Genomic DNA, 18,773 nt, shown 5'->3' on the forward strand with positions numbered 1-18,773 from the left:
GTATGAGCAGTTTGACGATAGCAACACGAGAGAGCCGCCTGGCCCTGTGGCAGGCACAGCATGTCAAGGCCTTGCTGGAGCAGCGCGGACATCAGGTGCGCCTGCTGGGCATGACCACCCTGGGGGACCAGATTCTGGACCGCACGCTGAGCAAGGTGGGCGGCAAGGGCTTGTTCGTGAAAGAGCTGGAGGTGGCGCTGGAAGACGGCCGGGCCGACCTGGCGGTGCACTCTCTGAAGGACGTGCCGATGGAGTTGCCCGAAGGCTTCGCGTTGGCCTGTGTGATGGAGCGCGAAGACCCGCGCGACGCTTTTGTCTCCAACCACTATGCCGATCTGGCCAGTTTGCCGCAGGGCGCCGTGGTCGGCACCTCCAGCCTGCGGCGCATGGCGCTGCTGCGGGCCTTGCGGCCGGATCTGACGATTGAACCCTTGCGCGGCAACCTCGATACGCGGCTGCGCAAGCTCGACGAAGGGCAGTATGCCGCCATCGTGCTGGCGGCCGCCGGACTCAAGAGGCTGGGTCTGGGCGAGCGAATCCGTGCCACTTTCGAGCCCGCCATGATGCTGCCGGCGGCCGGTCAGGGCGCCCTCGGGATTGAGGTCCGCAGCGCGCGTCAGGACGTCATCGATGCACTGGCGCCGCTGGCACACCACACCACCTGGCTGGCGGTCTCGGCCGAGCGCGCGGTGAGCCGGGCCATGGGTGGCAGTTGCTCCATGCCGCTGGCCGCCTTTGCCACGCTGGAAGGCGATCGCCTGAGCATCGATGCCGCTTGGGGTGACCCCGAGGGCGTGCTGGAATTGGTGGCGGTGCGCGCGGCCGCGCCAGTGACCGATCTGGCCAGTGCCGCCGCGTTGGGTACGCAGGTGGCGGCCGATTTGCGCTCCGCCGTGCTGGCCAAGGGCGGCTCCATCCTGGCGCCCGATGCGCCCCAGAGCCAAGCCTGATGACCCGCGTCATCGTTACCCGCGCGCAACGCGAGGCGAAACGATGGGCCTCTGACTTGTCGGCGCAGGGCTTCGAGGCCCTGGCGCTGCCCTTGATAGCGGTCGGCCCGGTGGCCGACACGGCGGCCCTGAAGCAGGCCTGGCGGCAGCTGGACAACTATCTGGGTGTGATGTTTGTCAGCGCCAATGCGGCCGATTATTTTTTTGCATCCAAGCCGCCTTCGGCGCCCGATTTCAGCGCACAGTCAGGCGCCAGCACCAGGGCCTGGGCCACCGGTCCCGGAACCGCCAGGGCTTTGTTGCGGCTGGGCGTTGCGCCGCAGCGGATTGATGCGCCGGCGGCGGACGCCGGCCAATTCGATTCCGAAGCCTTGTGGCAGCTTATCGGCAGTCAGGTGCGACCTGGCCAGCGGGTGCTGATCGTGCGCGGTGCCGACGCCGAGGACGGCGCTGATAGCGCACAAGGCAGCGGACGCGCCTGGTTCGCCCAGCGCGTTGCGGCGGCGGGCGCCCAGCCTGAGTTTGTGGTGGCTTACCAGCGCAGTGCACCTGAATTCAGCGGCACCGAGCGTGAGCTGGCACGCCAGGCCGCCAGCGATGGCTCGGTCTGGCTGTTCAGCAGCGCGCAGGCGCTGGCCAATCTGAAGGCCGCATTGCCCGGGCAAAGCTGGTTGCGCGCGCGCGCCCTGGCGACCCATCCGCGCATTGCCTCGGCTGCAAAAATAGCCGGTTTTGGTGTTGTTTGTGAGTCGCGTCCAACGCTGGCGGAGGTGGTGGCAGCGCTAAAATTGGCCGATGAACCCTGAACCCAGCGCCGAAGTGCCTGCTCTCGATGCAGCGTCCCCGGTTGCGGACCCCGCGCCGGCGCTCAGCGCGCCGCTGACCGTGCCACGCTGGCTCGTCCTGCTGCTGGCGGCGCTGTCCCTGCTGGCGTTATTGACCAGCGGTTTGCTGTGGCAAAAGCTGTCCTCCATTCAGGAACTGTTGGCGCGTCAGAGCGCCGACACCGCGGCGCAGTCCACGGAAGCGCGCGCGGTCGCCAGGCAGGCCCAGGAGTTGGCCCGCGAGGCGGCCGCCCGAGTGGCTGTGTTTGATGCGCGTTTGAGCGAAGTCGCGCTGCAAAGAACGCAGCTTGAAGAATTGATGCAGAGTTTGTCGCGCTCGCGCGATGAAAACATGGTGGTCGATATTGAAGCGGCGATCCGTCTGGCGCAGCAGCAGGCCCAACTCACCGGCAGTGTCGAGCCCTTGCTGGCGGCACTCAAAAGTGCCGACCAACGGGTCGCCAGAGCAGCGCAACCCCGCTTGACGCCCTTGCAACGGGCTATTGCGCGGGACATTGACCGCATCAAGTCGGCGGCGGTCAGCGACACGCCGGGCCTTTTGGTCAAGCTGGATGAATTGGTTCATCTGGCCGACGAACTGGTGCCGGCCAACGCCGTGTTGCCGATGAATGGTGGCGTCGTGAAGCGCGCGATTCTTGACGCCAAGCCAAGCTGGTGGCAACGCAGTTTGCAGGTGGTGCTGGACGAAGCCAATGCCTTGTTGCGGGTCAGCCGCATCGAGCAGCCCGAGGCGGCGCTGTTGTCACCCGAGCAGTCTTTTTTCCTGCGCGAAAATTTCAAGCTCAAATTGCTCAATGCACGCCTCGGGCTGCTGGCCCGCCAGCTTGAATCCTCGCGCGCCGATCTGGCGGCGGCGACCATGTCGCTGAACAAATATTTCGACCCCACTTCGCGCAAGACACAGATCGCCGCCACCCTGTTGCAGCAGGTCCAGACCCAGATGAAAACACTGCAACTGCCGCGCGTGGACGAAACGCTGACCGCCCTGACGACCGCGGCTGCGGGAAGGTAGCCATGCGGGCGGCCTTGTGGTTTTTGGGCTTGTTCGGGGTGGCCGTTGCGATCGCCCTGTTTGCCGGCAACAACCAGAGCACGATCACGCTGTTCTGGCCGCCTTACCGGATCGATCTGTCGCTCAATCTGGTGCTGTTGCTGCTGGCACTGCTTTTCTTTACCCTGCACGTTGCCCTGCGCGCGCTGGACGCCCTGTTTGCCATGCCCGGTCTGGCGCGGCGCTGGCGCATCCAGCATCAGGAGCGCGCGATTCACGCGGCTTTGGTCGACGCTCTTTCGCACTTGGTGGCGGGGCGTTTCATTCGGGCCAGAAAAGCGGCTGAGGCGGTGTTGGCGCGGGAAAGTGCCATGGCGCGCAGCGGTGAGACACTGGCTTATTCGGGGCGCCTGCGCGCCCTGACCCACTTGCTGGCGGCCGAGAGTGCCCAGGTACTGCAGGACAAAGCGGGGCGTGAGGCGCACTTCCGCCAAGCACTGGAACAGGCGTCCAAGCGCGATGCCCAGGAAGCGCGCGAAGGCGTGCTAATGCGCGCGGCACGCTGGGCGCTGGAAGACCACGACGCGCATGGCGCTCTTCAGTGGCTGGATGACTTGTCGCAGGGCGCGGCGCGGCGCACCATTGCCTTGCGCTTGCGCCTGAAGGCGGCGCGGCTGGCGCGCCAAACCGGGTTGGCACTGGAAACGGCACGCTTGCTGGCCAAGCACCGCGCTTTTTCGGAAGTCGCCGCGGTGGGCTTGCTGCGCGGTCTGGCACTCGAGTTGGTGGCCACCGCGCACGATCCGGACCAGATGCAGGTGGTCTGGCAGCAGCTTGACAGCGCAGAGAGGTCGACGCCCGAAGTTGCCGTCGAAGCCTGTCGCCGGATGTTGCAACTGGGTGGTGATGTCGATTTGGCGCTGGGCTGGTTGTTGCCCATCTGGGAGCGCATGGTGGCGCAGCCGGATGCTTTGACGGAACTCCAGCGGGTGCATCTGATTCGCGTCCTGGAGAGCGGTTTTGCGCTCGCATCGGGGACCCCGCAAGCGCCTTGGCTGACTCGCATCGAGCAGGCGCAAATGGCCAATCCGGGCGACGCCGCCCTGCAGTACCTGGCTGGCGTTACCTGCCTGCGCTTGCAGTTGTGGGGCAAGGCGCAGCAGTTGCTCAAGCAGTCGCTGCCGCGCTTGCAGGATGCCGGACTGGAGCGAAATGCCTGGGCCGCTTTGGCGGAACTGGCCGAGCAGCGCGGCGACGCGGTGGCTGCCACGCAGGCTTGGCAACAGGCCGCCAAAGCAGCCAGCATGTGACGCCGCGCAGGCGCTGGGTGATGGATTGAAAAAGGGCACCGAAGTGCCCTTTTTTTTACAGCGCGGCGAGGGCCTTGCGGCCCAACTTACTGGGGCGTCTCAAACGGCAGGCTGATGCTGCGCAGATCGCGTTTGGTTTCCACCAGGATCAGCGGTCCGGCGTCAATCTGCACCGGCGCCGGCCGCTCGCGCGGTACGTGGATGGCCTTCGGTTCAGCCGCTATGGCGGCCTGGACCGCGGCGACTTTTTCGGCGTCGGAGTTGACCCAGTTCAGGCCGGAACCCTCGGCCACCTGGGCCAACTCGACCAGCGGCAGAGCGTAGGGTTGCAACTTGGGCATGCCCGTTGCGATCGGCGCTGGCGCTGGCTCCGGTGTCGGCGCGGCAGCGACTGCAGGGGCCACGGGGGCTGCCGGGGTGGCAGCAGCTGCCTGCGGCACCGCTGCGGCGACAGCCGTCTCGGCGCTGGCCTCGGTAGCGGTCGTGAAATAAGACCTGCGAGGTTGTTCTTCAAGCGCCTCCTCCGGCGACGGCTGACTGGGTCGTTCCTGGCGGTTGCCTGGCTCGGAGCGATCGGCACGCGGACCGCGATCACGGCCGTAGCGATCACGCGGGCGCCGTTCGCGCGTCTGCGGAGCTTCTGCCTGGGCGGCCGACTCAGCGCCACCCGTGTCACCCGTGCCGCTGTCGGCGACCGGGGTTGCGCTCTGGTCGATCGGCTTACTGTCGCCGGCAAGGTCGCTGCGCGAACTCTCATCCGGGCGCCGGCTGCGCTCGGGTCGGCGTTCATTGCGCCCGTCTGCGCGCGGCTCGCCGCGTTCGGCTTGCGTGCCGGCTTCGGCATTGTCGCCACGCTCACCACGGTTGCGTTCGCCACGGTTGCCGCGCTCACCACGCCCGGCATTGCGGGCCGGGCGCTCTTGCCCTGGCTCGCCTCTTGCCGCATCCGGGCCAAACCCGTTCAGAGGTGCTTGCGCAGCGCCCGCGCCGGTGTCGGTCGGCAGCGGTTTGCCTTCGGCATCGAAACGCTCGCGTTGTCCCTGGGGTGCCCGCTCGCCGCGACCGCCGCGCCCACCTCGCCCGCCACGGCCATCGCCGCGACCTTCCGGGCGGCCGCCACGGCCCGGGCGACCTTCCTCGCGGCCCTCGCCACGCGGCTCGTTGCGACGCGCACCATCGCGTCCCGGGCGACCTTCTCGCTTGTCGTCCTTGTCAGGGCTGGCGACAGGTTTAACCGGCGCAACCGGTGTTGGGGCTGGCGCAAACAGCTGTTTCAACCAGCCAAAGAAGCCTTTTTCTGCTGCCACCGGTGCCGGGGCTGGCTTCGGCGTGGCGCGCTGGGCTGCCGCCACCGGCTTGGGCGGTTCGGCTTTCGGGATCGCAGCGGGTGCCGGTGCATCAGGCAACACGCCCTTGATGATGGGGGTCTGCCGGTTGGTGGGCTCCTGCGAGCGGCGCGTCACGGCCACCGGGTCCTCCATTTGCTCCGCCATCTTGTAGCTGGCTTCCACGTTGTCCAGGCGCGGATCGTCGTGCTTGAGGCGCTCCAGCTTGTAGTTGGGGGTTTCCAGCGTTTTGTTGGGCACCATCAGCACGTTGATGCGCTGCTTGATTTCGATCTTGGCAATCTCGGCCCGTTTTTCGTTGAGCAGGAAAGAGGCCACTTCGACCGGCACCTGGCACAGCACCGAGGCGGTGTTGTCCTTCAGCGATTCTTCCTGGATGATGCGCAGGATTTGCAGGGCACTGGATTCGGTGTCGCGGATGTGGCCGGAGCCACCGCAGCGCGGGCACGGGATGGATGCCCCTTCGGAGAGGGCAGGGCGCAGGCGCTGGCGGCTCATCTCCATCAGGCCGAATTTGCTGATGGTGCCGAACTGGACGCGGGCCCGGTCTTGCCGCAGCGCATCGCGCAGGCGGTTTTCAACGTCGCGGCGGTTGCGGCTCTCCTCCATGTCGATGAAGTCGATCACGATCAGGCCACCCAAATCGCGCAAACGCATTTGGCGCGCCACTTCCTCGGCGGCTTCCAGGTTGGTGCGGGTGGCGGTTTCCTCGATGTCGCCACCTTTGATGGCGCGCGCCGAGTTGACGTCCACCGAGACCAGCGCCTCGGTATGGTCGATCACGATGGCTCCGCCGCTGGGCAATTGCACGGTGCGGGCGTAGGCGGATTCAATCTGGTGCTCGATCTGGAAGCGGCTGAACAGCGGCGCATCGTCACGGTAGCGCTTGACACGGGCAGCATGCTCGGGCATCACGTGCGCCATGAATTGCTGGGCCTGATCGTAGACATCGTCGGTGTCGATCAGGATGTCGCCGATGTCGTTGTTGAAATAGTCACGAATAGCGCGGATGACAAGGCTGGATTCCTGGTAAATCAGGTAAGCGCCTTTGCCGCTCTTGGCGGCACCGTCAATGGCGGCCCACAGTTTGAGCAGGTAGTTCAGGTCCCACTGCAGTTCCGGCGCGCTGCGGCCGATGCCGGCGGTGCGCGCAATGATGCTCATGCCGTTGGGGTATTCGAGCTGGTCCAGCGCTTCCTTGAGTTCGGCGCGGTCTTCGCCTTCGATGCGACGCGAGACGCCACCGCCGCGCGGGTTGTTGGGCATCAGCACCACATAGCGGCCGGCCAGCGAGACAAAAGTGGTCAGGGCCGCGCCCTTGTTGCCGCGTTCTTCTTTTTCCACTTGCACCAGCAATTCCTGGCCTTCCCGGATGGCGTCCTGGATGCGCGCCTGGCTGACCGAGACGCCTTGCTGGAAATACTGCCGCGAGATTTCCTTGAACGGCAGGAAGCCGTGGCGGTCCTCACCGTAGTCGACGAAGCAGGCTTCCAGCGAAGGCTCGACGCGCGTGACGACGGCCTTGTAGATGTTGCCTTTGCGCTGTTCGCGCCCCTCGATTTCAATTTCGTAGTCGAGCAGTTTTTGTCCGTCGACGACCGCCAGGCGGCGTTCCTCTGCCTGTGTGGCGTTAATCAGCATCCGTTTCATGGCTAGCGTTCCTTCAATTCAAATAACCAACATGCTCTTGACGAGCTTTGATACCGGAACTGACGCTTCGAATTGAGGAGGAATTGCCGGAGAACCGAGACTTAGACGATAAATCTTGGTGTAGGCGCGTGGAGGGGAGCGAGAGGCCTGGGTTGTGGAAGTGCTATTACATGAATAGCGGGTTGCGCCCAGGGTGCGGGCGCAGATGGCCGATCCAAGCCAAAAAACGGGGCGAAAACGCACCGCAGGCAAGAGTGAATCAGGCTCATCAACACAAACATTTCGCTTCATTCCGTTGGCAGACGACTTGTCTGTCAACTTGGGGTATTCCGTATCAGTGTTTCAAGGCGTCGTCTTGGCCGTTCGTTTTGCAGGCCACCGCAAGCATCTGGCTTGCGGTTTGCGGGCAAGGGCAAACGGCGGTATCGACTTACTAGCGCCGCTGGTGCTGCCGGGTGAACTAAACTCCACCTAAACTACGACTTAACTATCTGTTAAATCAACCACTTACAGCGCATCGCTAGTGAAACACATTATAGGGGGCAATCCGGCCCCGCTGCTGCCCCGGGTCAAAACAGTCGTTGTGGAGGAAGATTGTGCCGGCCAACGCCTGGACAATTTCCTGCTGCGCCAGCTCAAGGGTGTGCCCAAAACCCACGTTTACCGCATTATTCGAAGCGGCGAGGTCCGGATCAACAAGGGCCGGGCGGCGGCCGATTCAAGGCTGGCGGCGGGTGACGCGGTGCGCTTGCCACCACTGCGGGTGTCGCAGAGCATGGTTGCCAAGACGCAGGCCATGGCGGATCTGGCGGGGCGGGGGGTGCCGGCCCGCAAGTTCCCGGTGCTGTTTGAAGACGACTACCTGCTGGCCATCGACAAGCCCGCCGGAGTGGCGGTGCATGGCGGCTCGGGGGTGAGTTTTGGCGTCATCGAGCAACTGCGCATGGCCAGACCGGAAGCCAAATTTCTGGAACTGGTGCACCGTCTGGACCGCGATACCAGCGGTATTTTGCTGATTGCCAAGAAAAGAAGTGCGTTGAAGCATTTGCAAGACCAGTTTCGCGAGCGCGAAACCGGCAAGACTTATCTGGCGCTGGTGGCCGGGCGCTGGCCGGCGAACAAGAAGGTGCTGGACAAGCCCCTGCACAAGTATTTGCTACCCGACGGTGAACGCCGCGTCAAGGTGGTGGCGCGCGATGACCCGAACGGCATGCCTTCCGTCACCCTGGTGAAGGTGGCGCGCCGGCTGTCCCATCCGCAGGCCGCGGGCCAGGACCGGGGCGAGGGGTTTACCTTGCTGGAAGTCACTCTGAAGACCGGGCGCACGCATCAGATCCGCGTCCACCTGGCCAGCGAAGGGCACCCGATTGTGGGGGACGACAAGTACGGCGATTTCGAATTGAACAAGGACTTGATGGCGAGCGACAAAACGCCCATCCTGAAACGCATGTTCCTGCATGCCTGGCGCTTGCAGTTCAATCATCCGGCCAGCGGCGAACGGATCGAACTGCAGGCCCAATTACCCTCTGAACTGGAAGCGTTTGCCACCCATGCTGCACCCCAACCCTCCTGAAACCCCCAGGTCCCGCCAGTTTGACTTGATTGCCTTCGACTGGGATGGCACGCTGTTTGACTCGACCGCCCTGATTACCCGCTGTATCCAGAACGCGGTGCGCGATGTCGGTGGCGCGGTGCCCAGCGACAAGGACGCGGCCTACGTCATCGGCATGGGTTTGATGCAGGCGCTGGCGCATGCGGCGCCCGATGTGCCGGTGGAGCGCTACCCGGAGCTGGGTGCGCGTTACCGGCATCATTACATTGCCAGCAAGCACGATCTCAGCCTGTTTGAAGGCGTTTTGGCGATGCTGACGGAACTCAAGTCGCGCCAGCACTGGCTGACGGTGGCGACCGGCAAGAACCGTCAGGGCCTTAATGACGCCTTGCAGGCGGCCGAGCTCAAAACCATGTTCGACGGTTCGCGTACCGCGGACGAAACGGCCGGCAAGCCGCACCCACGCATGTTGCAGGAGTTGATGCGTGAATTTGGCGTCGATCCGGCGCGCACCCTGATGATTGGCGACACCACGCATGATTTGCAGATGGCCCTGAATGCCGGCTGCCCCAGCGTGGCGGTCAGCTATGGCGCTCACGAGCCCGAGGCGTTCTATGCCTTGCAGCCGCTCTTTGTGGCCCATTCCGTGCCCGAACTGCACGCTTGGCTGGTCCGCAACGCCTGACCAGGTCACAGTCCCGCCATGACGCAGCGCATCGCCTTGTGCCACTCCACCGACCTGATCAACAGCGCGCAGGCCGTCCCCTTTGACGTGCTCTATGGCACGCGGGTCTGCGCCGCGTTTGCCATTCGTTACCAGGATCAGGTCTATGCCTACCTGAACCGCTGCGCCCATGTGCCGATGGAGATGGACTACCAGTCGAACCGCTTCTTTGACAGCAGCGGCCACTGGCTGATGTGCGCCACGCACGGCGCCATGTACCAGCCGCAGACCGGCGCCTGCCGCAGTGGCCCCTGTCGCGGTGGTTTGATAAAAATTGAAACCTCCGAGGTGGACGGCGTCGTGCACTGGCATACTGCTGACAACCTGAAGCCCATAGAGTGATGAAATGACCGAACCCCTGCTGCCCGAAAATTCCGCCGAACCGTCGGTTCCCGACCCAACACCTGGTCCGGGCGCCAGGCCGACCGGCGAAGCTGTAAAAAAAGTTCAGTCAGCGCAAACCAACGGCGCCAGAGAGGGTTTGCCGGAGAGCCCGGGATGGGAGCGTGCCACGCTCGAAAAATTGGCTTTTGCAAGCTTGACCGAACAGCGCCTGGCACGTCGCTGGCGCAATTTTTTCCGGCTCGCCTGGCTGGCATTTTTCATTCTCATGGCCTGGGCGGTGATCAGTCACAACGGGCCGCCCAAGGATGGCACGACGCCCCACACCGCAGTGGTGGAGATCAAGGGCGAAATAGCGTCCGGGGCGGAAGCCAGCGCGGAACTGATTGTGGCGGCTTTGCGCGGCGCCTTTGAAGATGAGGGCGCGCAGGCCGTGGTCCTGCTGATTAATTCGCCCGGCGGCAGTCCGGTGCAGGCCGGCATCATCAACGATGAGATCAAGCGCCTCAAGATCAAGCACAAGAAGCCGGTCTATGCGGTGGTGGAAGAGTCCTGCGCCTCTGCCGCCTATTACATTGCCGTGGCGGCGGACAAGATCTTTGTCGACAAGGCCAGCATCGTGGGCAGCATCGGTGTGCTGATGGATGGTTTTGGTTTTACCGGCCTGATGGACAAACTGGGGGTCGAGCGGCGTCTCATGACGGCCGGCGAGAACAAGGGTTTTCTGGACCCGTTCAGTCCGCAAACCGAGAAACAGCGGGCCTTTACCCAGGTCATGCTGGACCAGATTCACAAGCAGTTCATCGACGCGGTCAAGGCCGGTCGCGGCAAGCGACTGAAGGAGACACCCGAGACCTTCAGCGGCCTGTTCTGGACCGGGCAGCAAGCGATTGAACTGGGACTGGCGGACCAACTGGGCAATCTTGACTTTGTGGCGCGCGAAATCGTCAAGGCCGAAGAAATCATCGACTACACGCGCCGCGACAATGTCGCCGAACGGCTGGTCAAGCGTTTTGGCGCCGCCATGGGCGAAGGCGCTGCGCACGCCTTCAAATCGATCCCGGCGCTGCGCTGAACCAGCCGGTCAACGACCCAGGGCAAATACCGCCGGGGTCGAATTGTCCAGCGCGGAGGCCTTTTTCCGCCAGTTTTTGACGCTGTCGCTACAGCAGACGCCACGGCTCAGGGTCAGACCGCTGCAGACCGCCAGCCGGGTGTTGTGTTGCAGCGTTTGCAGCAAGGTCTGCAGCATCGCCGCATTGCGGTAGGGGGTTTCGATGAACAACTGGGTTTGCCCCGTTTTAAGCGCCAGCGATTCGAGTTCCTTGACGCGCTGGCTGCGCTCCACAGGGTGCTGCGGCAAGTAACCTGCAAACGCGAAATTCTGACCGTTGAGGCCGCTGGCGGCCAGTGCCAGCAACAGCGATACCGGGCCAGTCAGGGGGATCACCTCAATGCCCAGATCATGGGCCGCGCGCACCACCGATGAACCTGGATCGGCAATGGCCGGCATCCCGGCCTCGCTGACCAGTCCCATGTCCTTGCCTTGCAGCGCCGGCGTGAGCAGGTGGCGGGCGTCAAAGTTGCCGCCGTGATCGCCTTTCTTGTGCACTTCCCGCGGCAATTCCTGAATCTGCAGGGTCTGTATCGCAGCACTCAGCGGGATGATGTCATTGACGCGTTTCAGGTAGGCGCGCGCCGACTTGGCGTTTTCGCAGATCCAATACTGCAATTGCGAAGCCACCTTCAAGGTGCCTCTGGGCATGCTGTCTTGCAGGTCTGCCGGGTCGTCGCAGCCAAAATCCAGCGGTGCCGGCACCAAGTAGAGCTTGCCGGCAGCGGTGGCTTTCGGCTGGGTCGGCGTTGCGGCTGCGGACACGGTCATAACACCTTGACGCCGGCGGCGCGAATCATCCGGCAGGTGCGTATCAGCGGCAAGCCGACCAGGGCGCTCGGGTCGTCGTTGTCGATGGACTCAAGCAAAGCAATGCCAAGCCCCTCGCTTTTGGCGCTGCCGGTACAGTCGTAGGGCGTCTCGGCTCGCAGGTAGGCTTCAATTTCCGCATCGGTCAGTTCGCGAAACTTGACTTTGACCTGGGCCAGGTCCAACTGGGCAAACCCGGTGTCGCTGCACACCACCGCCACCGCAGTCTGAAAGATCACGGTTTTACCGCGCATTTGCTGCAATTGTGAGGTGGCGCGTTCGTGGTTGCCCGGTTTGCCCAGGGCCTGGCCATCGAGATCCGCGACCTGGTCCGAACCAATCACAACGCAGGCCGGGAACTGTGCCGCCACGGCACGTGCCTTGGCCATCGCCAGACGGCAGGCCAGTTGCTTCGGCGTTTCCGTCGCTTGCGGCGTTTCGTCAACTTCGGGCGCGGCAACCTGAAAAGGAACGCGCAGTCGGGCCAGCATTTGGCGGCGGTAGGGCGAAGTGGAGCCCAGTACAAGTTTTCGGTCTGTGGTTTCAGGCATGCCCTGATTCTCTTACACTGCGGGCATGAAGCAAGAGACTCCCCCCAACTATCTCGATGTCAAGGCGTTTGCGCAGTCTGCTGGTGTTATCTGCGGCCAGGATTTATTGTCCAGATACGAGCGCCTGATGCAGGAAACGCAAGGGCTGGGGGGTGAAAATACCTTGGACTGGTCGGCTCACGGAGAGTTGCGAGGCGATACCGCAGCGACCGAGCAGGTCTGGCTGCATCTGACGGTTGAGACCCAATTGCCCTTGACCTGCCAGCGCTGCCTGAGGCTTGCTGACATCCCGGTGCGGGTGAATCGCTCATTTCGCTTCGTCAGCAACGAAGAAGTGGCCGAAACCCAGGACGCCGAGGCGGAAGAGGATGTGTTGGCGCTGAGCCCTGATTTCAGCCTGGCAGCACTGATCGAAGACGAGGTGCTGATGGCCTTGCCGCTGGTTCCGCGCCACGACGTGTGCCCGGTTGAAGTCAAACTGGCGGCGGTCGATCCCGGTTTCGAGGCCGCGTTGCAGGAGCAGCGCCAGCCTTTTTCGGTCCTGGCGCAGTTGAAAAACCGAAAGCCACACTGAAGCGCGTGACTTGTCCTATAATGGAAGGCTTCGCGCGGACTGGGAATAGCCGCGTATTCCACCAACCCGTGGTGTTGCAAGTGCCGCAGCACCCATGTCTAGGAGCGGATCATGGCCGTCCAACAGAATAAAAAATCACCGTCGAAACGCGGCATGCACCGTGCGCACAATGCGCTGGTTGTGCCTGGTATTGCCGTTGAAGCCACCACTGGCGAAACCCACTTGCGTCACCATATCAGCCCGACCGGCTTTTATCGGGGCCGCAAAGTGCTGAAGACCAAGTCTGAAGCCTGATTTCCTCATAAAGCGAAGGCCCGAGGCTACCGTGTTTGTAGCGTCGGGCCTTGTCTTTTATGTCTGCGGTAACTGCGTGCCACTTGCCTGACGGCACAGATTTTTCATGATCACGATCGCTGTCGATTGCATGGGTGGCGATCACGGCCCGGTCGTGACGCTACCTGCTTGCCGCAATTTTCTGGACAAGCACACCGATGCGCGACTGCTGCTGGTCGGATTGCCGGACAGTCTGGGCGCTTTTTCCCATCCGCGCGCCCAGGCTGTTGTCGCGACCGAGGTGGTTGGCATGGATGACCCGCTGGAAGTGGCGTTGCGGCGGAAAAAAGACTCTTCCATGCGCGTCGCCATCCAGCAGGTCAAGGACGGTGCGGCGCAAGCCGCTGTATCGGCCGGAAACACCGCCGCGCTGATGGCCATTTCACGTTATTTGCTCAAGACGCTGGACGGCATCGACCGTCCCGCCATCGCCGGACAAATCCCCAATGCCAAAGGTGCAGCCACCACGGTGCTTGACATGGGGGCCAATGTCGACTGTTCCGCCGAACATTTATTGCAGTTTGCCATCATGGGCTCCGCCCTGGTGTCTGTCTTGAACGGTGTTGACAACCCCTCGGTGGGTTTGCTCAATATTGGTGAAGAGGCGATTAAAGGCAACGAAGTCATCAAAAAAGCGGGGGAGCTGCTGCGAGCAGCGTCCAAAGCCGGTGATTTCAACTTTTATGGCAACGTCGAAGGCAATGACATTTTCAAAGGCACTGCCGACATCGTTGTCTGCGATGGGTTTGTCGGCAATGTCGCCTTGAAAGCCAGCGAAGGCCTGGCGACCATGATTGTCGATTTTTTGCGGGTGGAGTTCTCGCGCAATATCTTTACAAAATTTGCTGCAATTGCCGCCTATCCGATCGTATCGGCTCTTAAAAAGCGAATGGATCACCGCCGGTATAACGGTGGCGCCCTACTTGGACTGCGTGGCCTGGTTTTTAAAAGCCATGGTTCGGCCGATGAATTGGCGTTTGAGTATGCGTTAGCGCGGGCGTATGATGCGGCCCGGAACAATTTGCTGGACCGTGTTCAAGTCCGGATCGCTCATGTTGCACCACTGCTGGTCGACATCGCCCCCTCCATGTAAAACGGCGTCGCCGTATATTCCTTATCAATGAGCCCTTATTCACGCATTACCGGAACCGGGAGCTATCTTCCGCCGCGTCGGCTGAGCAACGCCGATCTGGCCGCCGAGCTGGCTGCCGGGGGAGTTGAAACCTCGGATCAATGGATTGTCGAGCGCACCGGCATACGGGCCCGTCATTTCGCCGCACCCGATGTTTGCAGCAGCGATCTGGGCCTGGTGGCGGCGCGCCAGGCTTTGCAGGCGGCCGGTCTCCAGGCACAGGACATCGACCTGATCATTGTCGCCACTTCCACGCCCGACATGGTGTTTCCGTCGACCGCCTGCATCTTGCAGAACAAATTGGGCGCCCATGGTTGCCCAGCCTTCGACGTGCAGGCCGTCTGTAGCGGTTTCATTTACGCGCTAACCGTTGCCGACGCGTTGATCAGGACCGGCAGCGCCAGGAGGGCGCTGGTGGTTGGTGCCGAAGTTTTTTCACGTATTCTCGATTTCAAGGACCGGACCACTTGCGTGCTGTTCGGTGACGGGGCTGGTGCGGTGGTGCTGGAAGCGTCTGACCGCCCTGGCATTCTTGCCAGCGACCTGCATGCGGACGGCAAGCATGTGGGTATTCTGTGCGTCCCGGGGCATGTGTCGGGTGGCAATGTGCTAGGTGACCCGGTTCTGAAAATGGATGGCAAGGCGGTGTTCAAGCTGGCGGTGGCCGTGCTCGACGAAGCCGCCCACGCGGCGTTGGCGAAAGTCGGCAAGGTGGCTTCTGACATTGACTGGCTGATCCCCCACCAGGCCAACATACGCATCATTCAGAGCACCGCCAAGAAGCTCAAAATGTCGATGGACAAGGTCATCGTTACCCTGGACCAGCACGGCAACACCTCGGCCGCGTCGATTCCGCTGGCGCTGGACACGGCGGTGCGCGCCGGCAAGGTCAAAGCCGGTGAGTTGCTCATGCTCGAAGGCGTGGGCGGCGGCTTCACCTGGGGTGCGGTGCTGCTGCAGCTGTAGTTTGGAGTTCAGCGGCTGCAAGGACACCGGTCCGATATCAAACTCAATTTTGACAAGAACAGCATGAAACCTTTTGCTTTCGTTTTTCCGGGCCAAGGCTCCCAATCGGTCGGCATGCTCGATGCATGGGGCGATCATCCGGCGGTGCGTGAGGTGCTACAGGAAGCTTCCGCTGCCTTGGGCGAAGACATTGGCGAGCTGATCCGGAGCGGACCCAAGGAGGCGCTGGCCTTGACCACCAATACGCAGCCAGTGATGCTGGTGGCGGGGTTGGCTGCCTACCGGGTCTGGCTGGCGGAGACTGGCCTGGTGCCGGCGGCGGTGGCGGGACATTCGCTGGGTGAGTATTCGGCCCTGGTGGCAGCCGGGGTTCTGACCTTGTCGCAGGCGGCTCCGCTGGTGCGCTTCAGAGCCCAGGCGATGCAGGACGCGGTGCCGGTGGGTGCCGGTGCCATGGCCGCCATTCTGGGCATGGAGGCGGCCAAGGTTACGGCTGGCTGTGCGGGTGTGATGGCCGAATTTGGTGAAAATTCGCCCGAAGTGGTGGAAGCCGTGAACTTCAACGACCCCCTGCAAACGGTCATTGCCGGTAGCAAGGCCGCCGTCGAAAAAGCCTGCGAGGTATTGAAGGCCAACGGCGCCAAGCGCGCTTTGCCGTTGCCGGTGTCGGCTCCTTTCCATTCCAGTTTGATGCGGCCGGCAGCCGAAAGACTCCGGGAGAGACTGGCGTCGCTGGCGTTTTTACCGCCTCAGATTCCGTTAGTCAATAATGTTGACGTCATGGTTGAGGTCGAGGCTGGACGTATCCGGGACGCTTTGTACCGGCAGGCCTTCGGACCTGTGCGCTGGGTCGAGTGCGTGCGGGCGCTTGGCGCGCGGGGCCTGAGTTCTGTGGTTGAATGCGGTCCTGGCAAGGTGCTGGCTGGCCTGGTCAAGCGCATAAACCCGGAAATGAACGGCCTGGCGCTGCTGGACCCGACCTCTTTGGCTGTTGTGAAAAGCGAACTGTTGAGTAATCACCATGAGTAATTTTGAAGGACAGGTCGCCCTGGTAACCGGGGCGTCACGTGGCATTGGTGCCGCCATTGCCTTGGAATTGGCCGGGCGCGGGCTCAAGGTCATCGGTACGGCCACCAGCGATGAGGGCGTTGCAAGAATCGGGCAGGCACTTTCTGCTTTTCCCGGATGCGGCGGCAAGACCCTTGATGTCAACGATGCGCAGGCGGCGGAAACCCTGGTGGGCGACATCGTCAAGGAACATGGTGGACTCCAGGTGCTGGTGAACAATGCCGGCATCACCCGCGACAACCTCGCGATGCGAATGAAAGATGAAGAGTGGGATGCGGTACTTGACACCAATCTCAAGGCCGTATTTCGCATGAGCCGCGCTGTCATGCGCACCATGATGAAGCAGCGCTATGGCCGCATCATCAACATTACCTCCGTGGTGGGGACATTGGGCAATCCGGGGCAGGCCAACTATGCTGCAGCCAAGGCCGGGGTGGCCGGCATGACGCGCGCCCTGGCGCGTGAACTGGGCTCGCGCAATATCACCGTCAATTGCGTGGCGCCGGGGTTTATAGAAACCGACATGACCGCCAATCTGCCGCAGGAACAGCAAAAAGCATTGTTCAGCCAAATTCCGCTGGGGCATTTCGGCAAGCCAGCCGACATTGCGCATGCCGTTGCCTATCTGGCTTCGCCCCAGGCGGACTATGTAACGGGGCAGGAGTTGCACGTCAACGGCGGCATGCTTATGGCATGATGGGTCGCGAACAGAGTTGATCCGCTTGGCGTTGCCGAGAACTGCCCCACAAAGTTCGAACAGGCCGATTTGTCCGCTCGGCGGCCGGATTAGGGAATCATCCCTAAGCCCGGCTAGAATCGCAGATTCATTTACAACCCTTTGAGGGAACCCATGAGCGATATAGAAGCACGCGTCAAAAAAATTATTGCCGAACAGCTCGGCGTGGAAGAGTCACAAGTGACCAGCGAAAAAGCCTTTGTGGCCGATCTGGGCGCCGATTCTCTTGATACGGTGGAACTGGTCATGGCGCTGGAGGATGAGTTCGGAATTGAAATTCCGGACGAGGATGCAGAGAAGATCACGACCGTGCAAAACGCTATCGATTACGCCAATACACACAAGAAGGCGTAGCCTATTCCTATGTCCCGTCGTCGTGTTGTAGTAACAGGTTTGGGCTGTATCAGCCCCGTGGGCAACACGGTGGCTGACGCTTGGAACAACCTGCTGGCCGGCAAGTCCGGCATTGACCTGATAAGCAAGTTTGACGCGTCGAGTTTCGCCTGCAAAATTGCCGGTGAGGTCAAGAATTTTGAAGTCGAGTCCTATATTGGCGCCAAAGAGGCGCGCGCGATGGACACCTTCATACATTTCGGTCTGGCAGCGGCCTGCCAGGCGGTTGCGGATGCCGGCCTGCCGACAGGCGAAGCGCTGGCCGATGAACTGTCCACCCGTATCGGTTGTCTGATTGGGTCCGGCATCGGTGGTCTACCGATGATCGAAGAAACGCACGCGGTGTTGCTCAGTCGGGGCGCGCGTCGCATTTCTCCCTTCTTTGTGACCGCTACGATTGTCAACATGATTGCCGGCCACGTGGCGATTCGCTTTGGCTTCAAGGGTCCCAATATGGCGATCGTGTCGGCTTGCACCACTGGCTTGCACTGCATCGGCGAAGCCGGCCGCATGATCGAATACGGCGATGCCGATGTCATGGTGGCGGGGGGCTCCGAGGCCACCGTGTCGCCCCTGGGTATCGGCGGTTTTGCGGCGATGCGGGCCATGAGCACGCGCAATGATGATCCGCAAACCGCTTCGCGGCCATGGGACAAGGACCGTGACGGTTTTGTCCTGGGGGAAGGTGCCGGTGTGATGGTGCTCGAAGAGTACGAACACGCCAAGGCACGCGGCGCCAGGATTTACGCCGAGCTAGCAGGTTTTGGCATGAGTGCCGACGCCGGCCACATGACCGCCCCCAATATGGACGGCCCGCGCCGCGCCATGCTCAATGCCATGCGCAATGCCGGCGTGAATCCCGATCAGGTTGATTACCTGAATGCCCATGGCACCTCGACGCCGCTGGGGGATTTGAATGAATCCAATGCCATCAAGGCGGCCTTGGGGGAGCATGCGAAAAAGGTCGTGGTCAATTCAACCAAGTCCATGACCGGGCATCTGCTGGGCGGCGCCGGTGGCCTTGAGTCGATATTCACCGTGCTGGCGCTGCACCACCAGAAGAGCCCACCCACGATCAATATTTTCAACCAGGATCCGGAGTGCGATCTGGACTATTGCGCCAATATCGCGCGTGACATGAAGATAGAAGTTGCCCTGAAGAACAACTTCGGCTTTGGCGGCACCAACGGCTCGCTTCTGTTCAAGCGTGCACCGTAACCCTTTCCAGTAGCGCCGATTCAACATCGACCACCCGCTTGATTCCCGCATGCACAGCGCTCCTGCGCTTACTTATCCGGTAGGGCGTTCTCGTTTTCATGGCTGGCTGCTGGGTTTGACCAGCTTGGGGGGGGTGTTTGTCGGGCTCCTTTGGAGCTATCAGGCCGA

The 18,773-nt window shown here is 62.3% G+C and carries 20 protein-coding genes; 17 read left to right on the forward strand and 3 right to left on the reverse strand.

Annotated features, from left to right (window positions below; all coding sequences use genetic code 11):
* The first annotated feature begins 2 nt into the window (after nt 1-2).
* Genes hemC through PHS32_RS04970 form a run of 4 tightly spaced genes read left to right on the forward strand, consistent with a single transcriptional unit; the run spans nt 3 to nt 4,096 of the window.
* The gene (gene hemC / locus PHS32_RS04955; RefSeq protein ID WP_301077750.1) at nt 3-950 is read left to right on the forward strand and encodes a hydroxymethylbilane synthase; all 948 of its coding nucleotides are present in this window, start codon (nt 3-5) and stop codon (nt 948-950) included.
* Nucleotides 950-1,756: a uroporphyrinogen-III synthase gene (locus PHS32_RS04960; RefSeq protein WP_301077751.1), complete on the forward strand. Its 807-nt coding sequence runs from the start codon at nt 950-952 to the stop codon at nt 1,754-1,756. Before hemC ends, PHS32_RS04960 begins: the two co-directional genes overlap by 1 nt.
* Nucleotides 1,746-2,807 (forward strand): uroporphyrinogen-III C-methyltransferase, encoded by a 1,062-nt coding sequence (locus PHS32_RS04965; protein ID WP_301077755.1) that lies wholly within the window; start codon nt 1,746-1,748, stop codon nt 2,805-2,807. The genes PHS32_RS04960 and PHS32_RS04965 overlap by 11 nt, the downstream gene beginning before the upstream one ends.
* Nucleotides 2,808-2,809: 2 nt before the next feature.
* The gene (locus tag PHS32_RS04970; protein ID WP_301077756.1) at nt 2,810-4,096 is read left to right on the forward strand and encodes a heme biosynthesis HemY N-terminal domain-containing protein; all 1,287 of its coding nucleotides are present in this window, start codon (nt 2,810-2,812) and stop codon (nt 4,094-4,096) included.
* Nucleotides 4,097-4,182: 86 nt separating this feature from the next.
* Here the strand turns inward: PHS32_RS04970 and PHS32_RS04975 are convergent, their stop codons facing one another.
* On the reverse strand, nt 4,183-7,092 hold the full coding sequence (locus tag PHS32_RS04975; protein ID WP_301077758.1) for an Rne/Rng family ribonuclease: 2,910 nt from the start codon (nt 7,090-7,092) through the stop codon (nt 4,183-4,185).
* 205 nt (nt 7,093-7,297) lie between these two features.
* Here PHS32_RS04975 and PHS32_RS04980 point away from each other — a divergent pair, with 205 nt between their 5' ends.
* Genes PHS32_RS04980 through PHS32_RS05000 form a run of 5 tightly spaced genes read left to right on the forward strand, consistent with a single transcriptional unit; the run spans nt 7,298 to nt 10,785 of the window.
* Nucleotides 7,298-7,567, forward strand: a complete 270-nt coding sequence (locus PHS32_RS04980; RefSeq protein WP_301077759.1) for a hypothetical protein — start codon at nt 7,298-7,300, stop codon at nt 7,565-7,567.
* Nucleotides 7,568-7,615: 48 nt separating this feature from the next.
* Nucleotides 7,616-8,665 (forward strand): RluA family pseudouridine synthase, encoded by a 1,050-nt coding sequence (locus PHS32_RS04985; RefSeq protein WP_301077760.1) that lies wholly within the window; start codon nt 7,616-7,618, stop codon nt 8,663-8,665.
* Complete coding sequence (locus tag PHS32_RS04990; protein WP_301077761.1) at nt 8,643-9,329, forward strand: HAD-IA family hydrolase; 687 nt, start codon at nt 8,643-8,645, stop codon at nt 9,327-9,329. The genes PHS32_RS04985 and PHS32_RS04990 overlap by 23 nt, the downstream gene beginning before the upstream one ends.
* Before the next feature lie 18 nt (nt 9,330-9,347).
* Complete coding sequence (locus PHS32_RS04995) at nt 9,348-9,710, forward strand: Rieske 2Fe-2S domain-containing protein (protein ID WP_301077763.1); 363 nt, start codon at nt 9,348-9,350, stop codon at nt 9,708-9,710.
* Nucleotides 9,711-9,714: 4 nt separating this feature from the next.
* Nucleotides 9,715-10,785 carry a S49 family peptidase gene (locus PHS32_RS05000; protein ID WP_301077765.1) on the forward strand — a complete coding sequence of 357 codons (1,071 nt, stop codon included), beginning with the start codon at nt 9,715-9,717 and terminating at the stop codon, nt 10,783-10,785.
* 9 nt (nt 10,786-10,794) lie between these two features.
* On the opposite strand, the gene PHS32_RS05005 is transcribed toward PHS32_RS05000, so the two are convergent.
* Nucleotides 10,795-11,589, reverse strand: coding sequence for an SAM-dependent methyltransferase (locus PHS32_RS05005; RefSeq protein ID WP_301077766.1), 795 nt, complete (start codon nt 11,587-11,589; stop codon nt 10,795-10,797).
* Nucleotides 11,590-11,591: 2 nt separating this feature from the next.
* On the reverse strand, nt 11,592-12,185 hold the full coding sequence (locus PHS32_RS05010; RefSeq protein WP_301077767.1) for a Maf family nucleotide pyrophosphatase: 594 nt from the start codon (nt 12,183-12,185) through the stop codon (nt 11,592-11,594).
* Nucleotides 12,186-12,210: 25 nt separating this feature from the next.
* Here PHS32_RS05010 and PHS32_RS05015 point away from each other — a divergent pair, with 25 nt between their 5' ends.
* From PHS32_RS05015 to fabF, 8 genes are all read left to right on the forward strand, one after another.
* Nucleotides 12,211-12,759 carry a YceD family protein gene (locus PHS32_RS05015; protein WP_301077768.1) on the forward strand — a complete coding sequence of 183 codons (549 nt, stop codon included), beginning with the start codon at nt 12,211-12,213 and terminating at the stop codon, nt 12,757-12,759.
* Nucleotides 12,760-12,870: 111 nt separating this feature from the next.
* On the forward strand, nt 12,871-13,053 hold the full coding sequence (gene rpmF, locus PHS32_RS05020) for a 50S ribosomal protein L32 (RefSeq protein ID WP_301077769.1): 183 nt from the start codon (nt 12,871-12,873) through the stop codon (nt 13,051-13,053).
* 106 nt (nt 13,054-13,159) lie between these two features.
* Nucleotides 13,160-14,185 carry a phosphate acyltransferase PlsX gene (plsX, locus tag PHS32_RS05025; RefSeq protein ID WP_301077771.1) on the forward strand — a complete coding sequence of 342 codons (1,026 nt, stop codon included), beginning with the start codon at nt 13,160-13,162 and terminating at the stop codon, nt 14,183-14,185.
* 27 nt (nt 14,186-14,212) lie between these two features.
* Nucleotides 14,213-15,190 (forward strand): beta-ketoacyl-ACP synthase III, encoded by a 978-nt coding sequence (locus tag PHS32_RS05030; protein ID WP_301077772.1) that lies wholly within the window; start codon nt 14,213-14,215, stop codon nt 15,188-15,190.
* Between the two features lie 63 nt (nt 15,191-15,253).
* Entirely contained in the window at nt 15,254-16,219 is a 966-nt protein-coding gene (gene fabD, locus PHS32_RS05035) for an ACP S-malonyltransferase (protein WP_301077773.1), read from the forward strand.
* On the forward strand, nt 16,212-16,955 hold the full coding sequence (gene fabG, locus PHS32_RS05040) for a 3-oxoacyl-ACP reductase FabG (protein ID WP_301077775.1): 744 nt from the start codon (nt 16,212-16,214) through the stop codon (nt 16,953-16,955). The genes fabD and fabG overlap by 8 nt, the downstream gene beginning before the upstream one ends.
* A 153-nt stretch (nt 16,956-17,108) precedes the next feature.
* Entirely contained in the window at nt 17,109-17,348 is a 240-nt protein-coding gene (gene acpP, locus PHS32_RS05045; protein WP_114973157.1) for an acyl carrier protein, read from the forward strand.
* A gap of 9 nt (nt 17,349-17,357) precedes the next feature.
* Nucleotides 17,358-18,605, forward strand: coding sequence for a beta-ketoacyl-ACP synthase II (gene fabF / locus PHS32_RS05050; RefSeq protein WP_301077776.1), 1,248 nt, complete (start codon nt 17,358-17,360; stop codon nt 18,603-18,605).
* Nucleotides 18,606-18,773: the final 168 nt, after the last annotated feature.

Source organism: Rhodoferax sp. (assembly GCF_028714215.1).
Taxonomy (GTDB): Bacteria; Pseudomonadota; Gammaproteobacteria; order Burkholderiales; family Burkholderiaceae_C; genus Rhodoferax.

What these genes read in the sequence shown, in the direction of transcription:
- hemC (WP_301077750.1), top strand. Translation starts at nt 3, where the DNA reads ATGAGCAGTTTGACGATAGCAACACGAGAGAGCCGCCTGGCCCTGTGG.
- PHS32_RS04960 (WP_301077751.1), top strand. Translation starts at nt 950, where the DNA reads ATGACCCGCGTCATCGTTACCCGCGCGCAACGCGAGGCGAAACGATGG.
- PHS32_RS04965 (WP_301077755.1), top strand. Translation starts at nt 1,746, where the DNA reads ATGAACCCTGAACCCAGCGCCGAAGTGCCTGCTCTCGATGCAGCGTCC.
- PHS32_RS04970 (WP_301077756.1), top strand. Translation starts at nt 2,810, where the DNA reads ATGCGGGCGGCCTTGTGGTTTTTGGGCTTGTTCGGGGTGGCCGTTGCG.
- PHS32_RS04975 (WP_301077758.1), bottom strand. Translation starts at nt 7,092, where the DNA reads ATGAAACGGATGCTGATTAACGCCACACAGGCAGAGGAACGCCGCCTG.
- PHS32_RS04980 (WP_301077759.1), top strand. Translation starts at nt 7,298, where the DNA reads ATGGCCGATCCAAGCCAAAAAACGGGGCGAAAACGCACCGCAGGCAAG.
- PHS32_RS04990 (WP_301077761.1), top strand. Translation starts at nt 8,643, where the DNA reads ATGCTGCACCCCAACCCTCCTGAAACCCCCAGGTCCCGCCAGTTTGAC.
- PHS32_RS04995 (WP_301077763.1), top strand. Translation starts at nt 9,348, where the DNA reads ATGACGCAGCGCATCGCCTTGTGCCACTCCACCGACCTGATCAACAGC.
- PHS32_RS05000 (WP_301077765.1), top strand. Translation starts at nt 9,715, where the DNA reads ATGACCGAACCCCTGCTGCCCGAAAATTCCGCCGAACCGTCGGTTCCC.
- PHS32_RS05010 (WP_301077767.1), bottom strand. Translation starts at nt 12,185, where the DNA reads ATGCCTGAAACCACAGACCGAAAACTTGTACTGGGCTCCACTTCGCCC.
- PHS32_RS05015 (WP_301077768.1), top strand. Translation starts at nt 12,211, where the DNA reads ATGAAGCAAGAGACTCCCCCCAACTATCTCGATGTCAAGGCGTTTGCG.
- rpmF (WP_301077769.1), top strand. Translation starts at nt 12,871, where the DNA reads ATGGCCGTCCAACAGAATAAAAAATCACCGTCGAAACGCGGCATGCAC.
- plsX (WP_301077771.1), top strand. Translation starts at nt 13,160, where the DNA reads ATGATCACGATCGCTGTCGATTGCATGGGTGGCGATCACGGCCCGGTC.
- PHS32_RS05030 (WP_301077772.1), top strand. Translation starts at nt 14,213, where the DNA reads ATGAGCCCTTATTCACGCATTACCGGAACCGGGAGCTATCTTCCGCCG.
- fabD (WP_301077773.1), top strand. Translation starts at nt 15,254, where the DNA reads ATGAAACCTTTTGCTTTCGTTTTTCCGGGCCAAGGCTCCCAATCGGTC.
- fabG (WP_301077775.1), top strand. Translation starts at nt 16,212, where the DNA reads ATGAGTAATTTTGAAGGACAGGTCGCCCTGGTAACCGGGGCGTCACGT.
- acpP (WP_114973157.1), top strand. Translation starts at nt 17,109, where the DNA reads ATGAGCGATATAGAAGCACGCGTCAAAAAAATTATTGCCGAACAGCTC.
- fabF (WP_301077776.1), top strand. Translation starts at nt 17,358, where the DNA reads ATGTCCCGTCGTCGTGTTGTAGTAACAGGTTTGGGCTGTATCAGCCCC.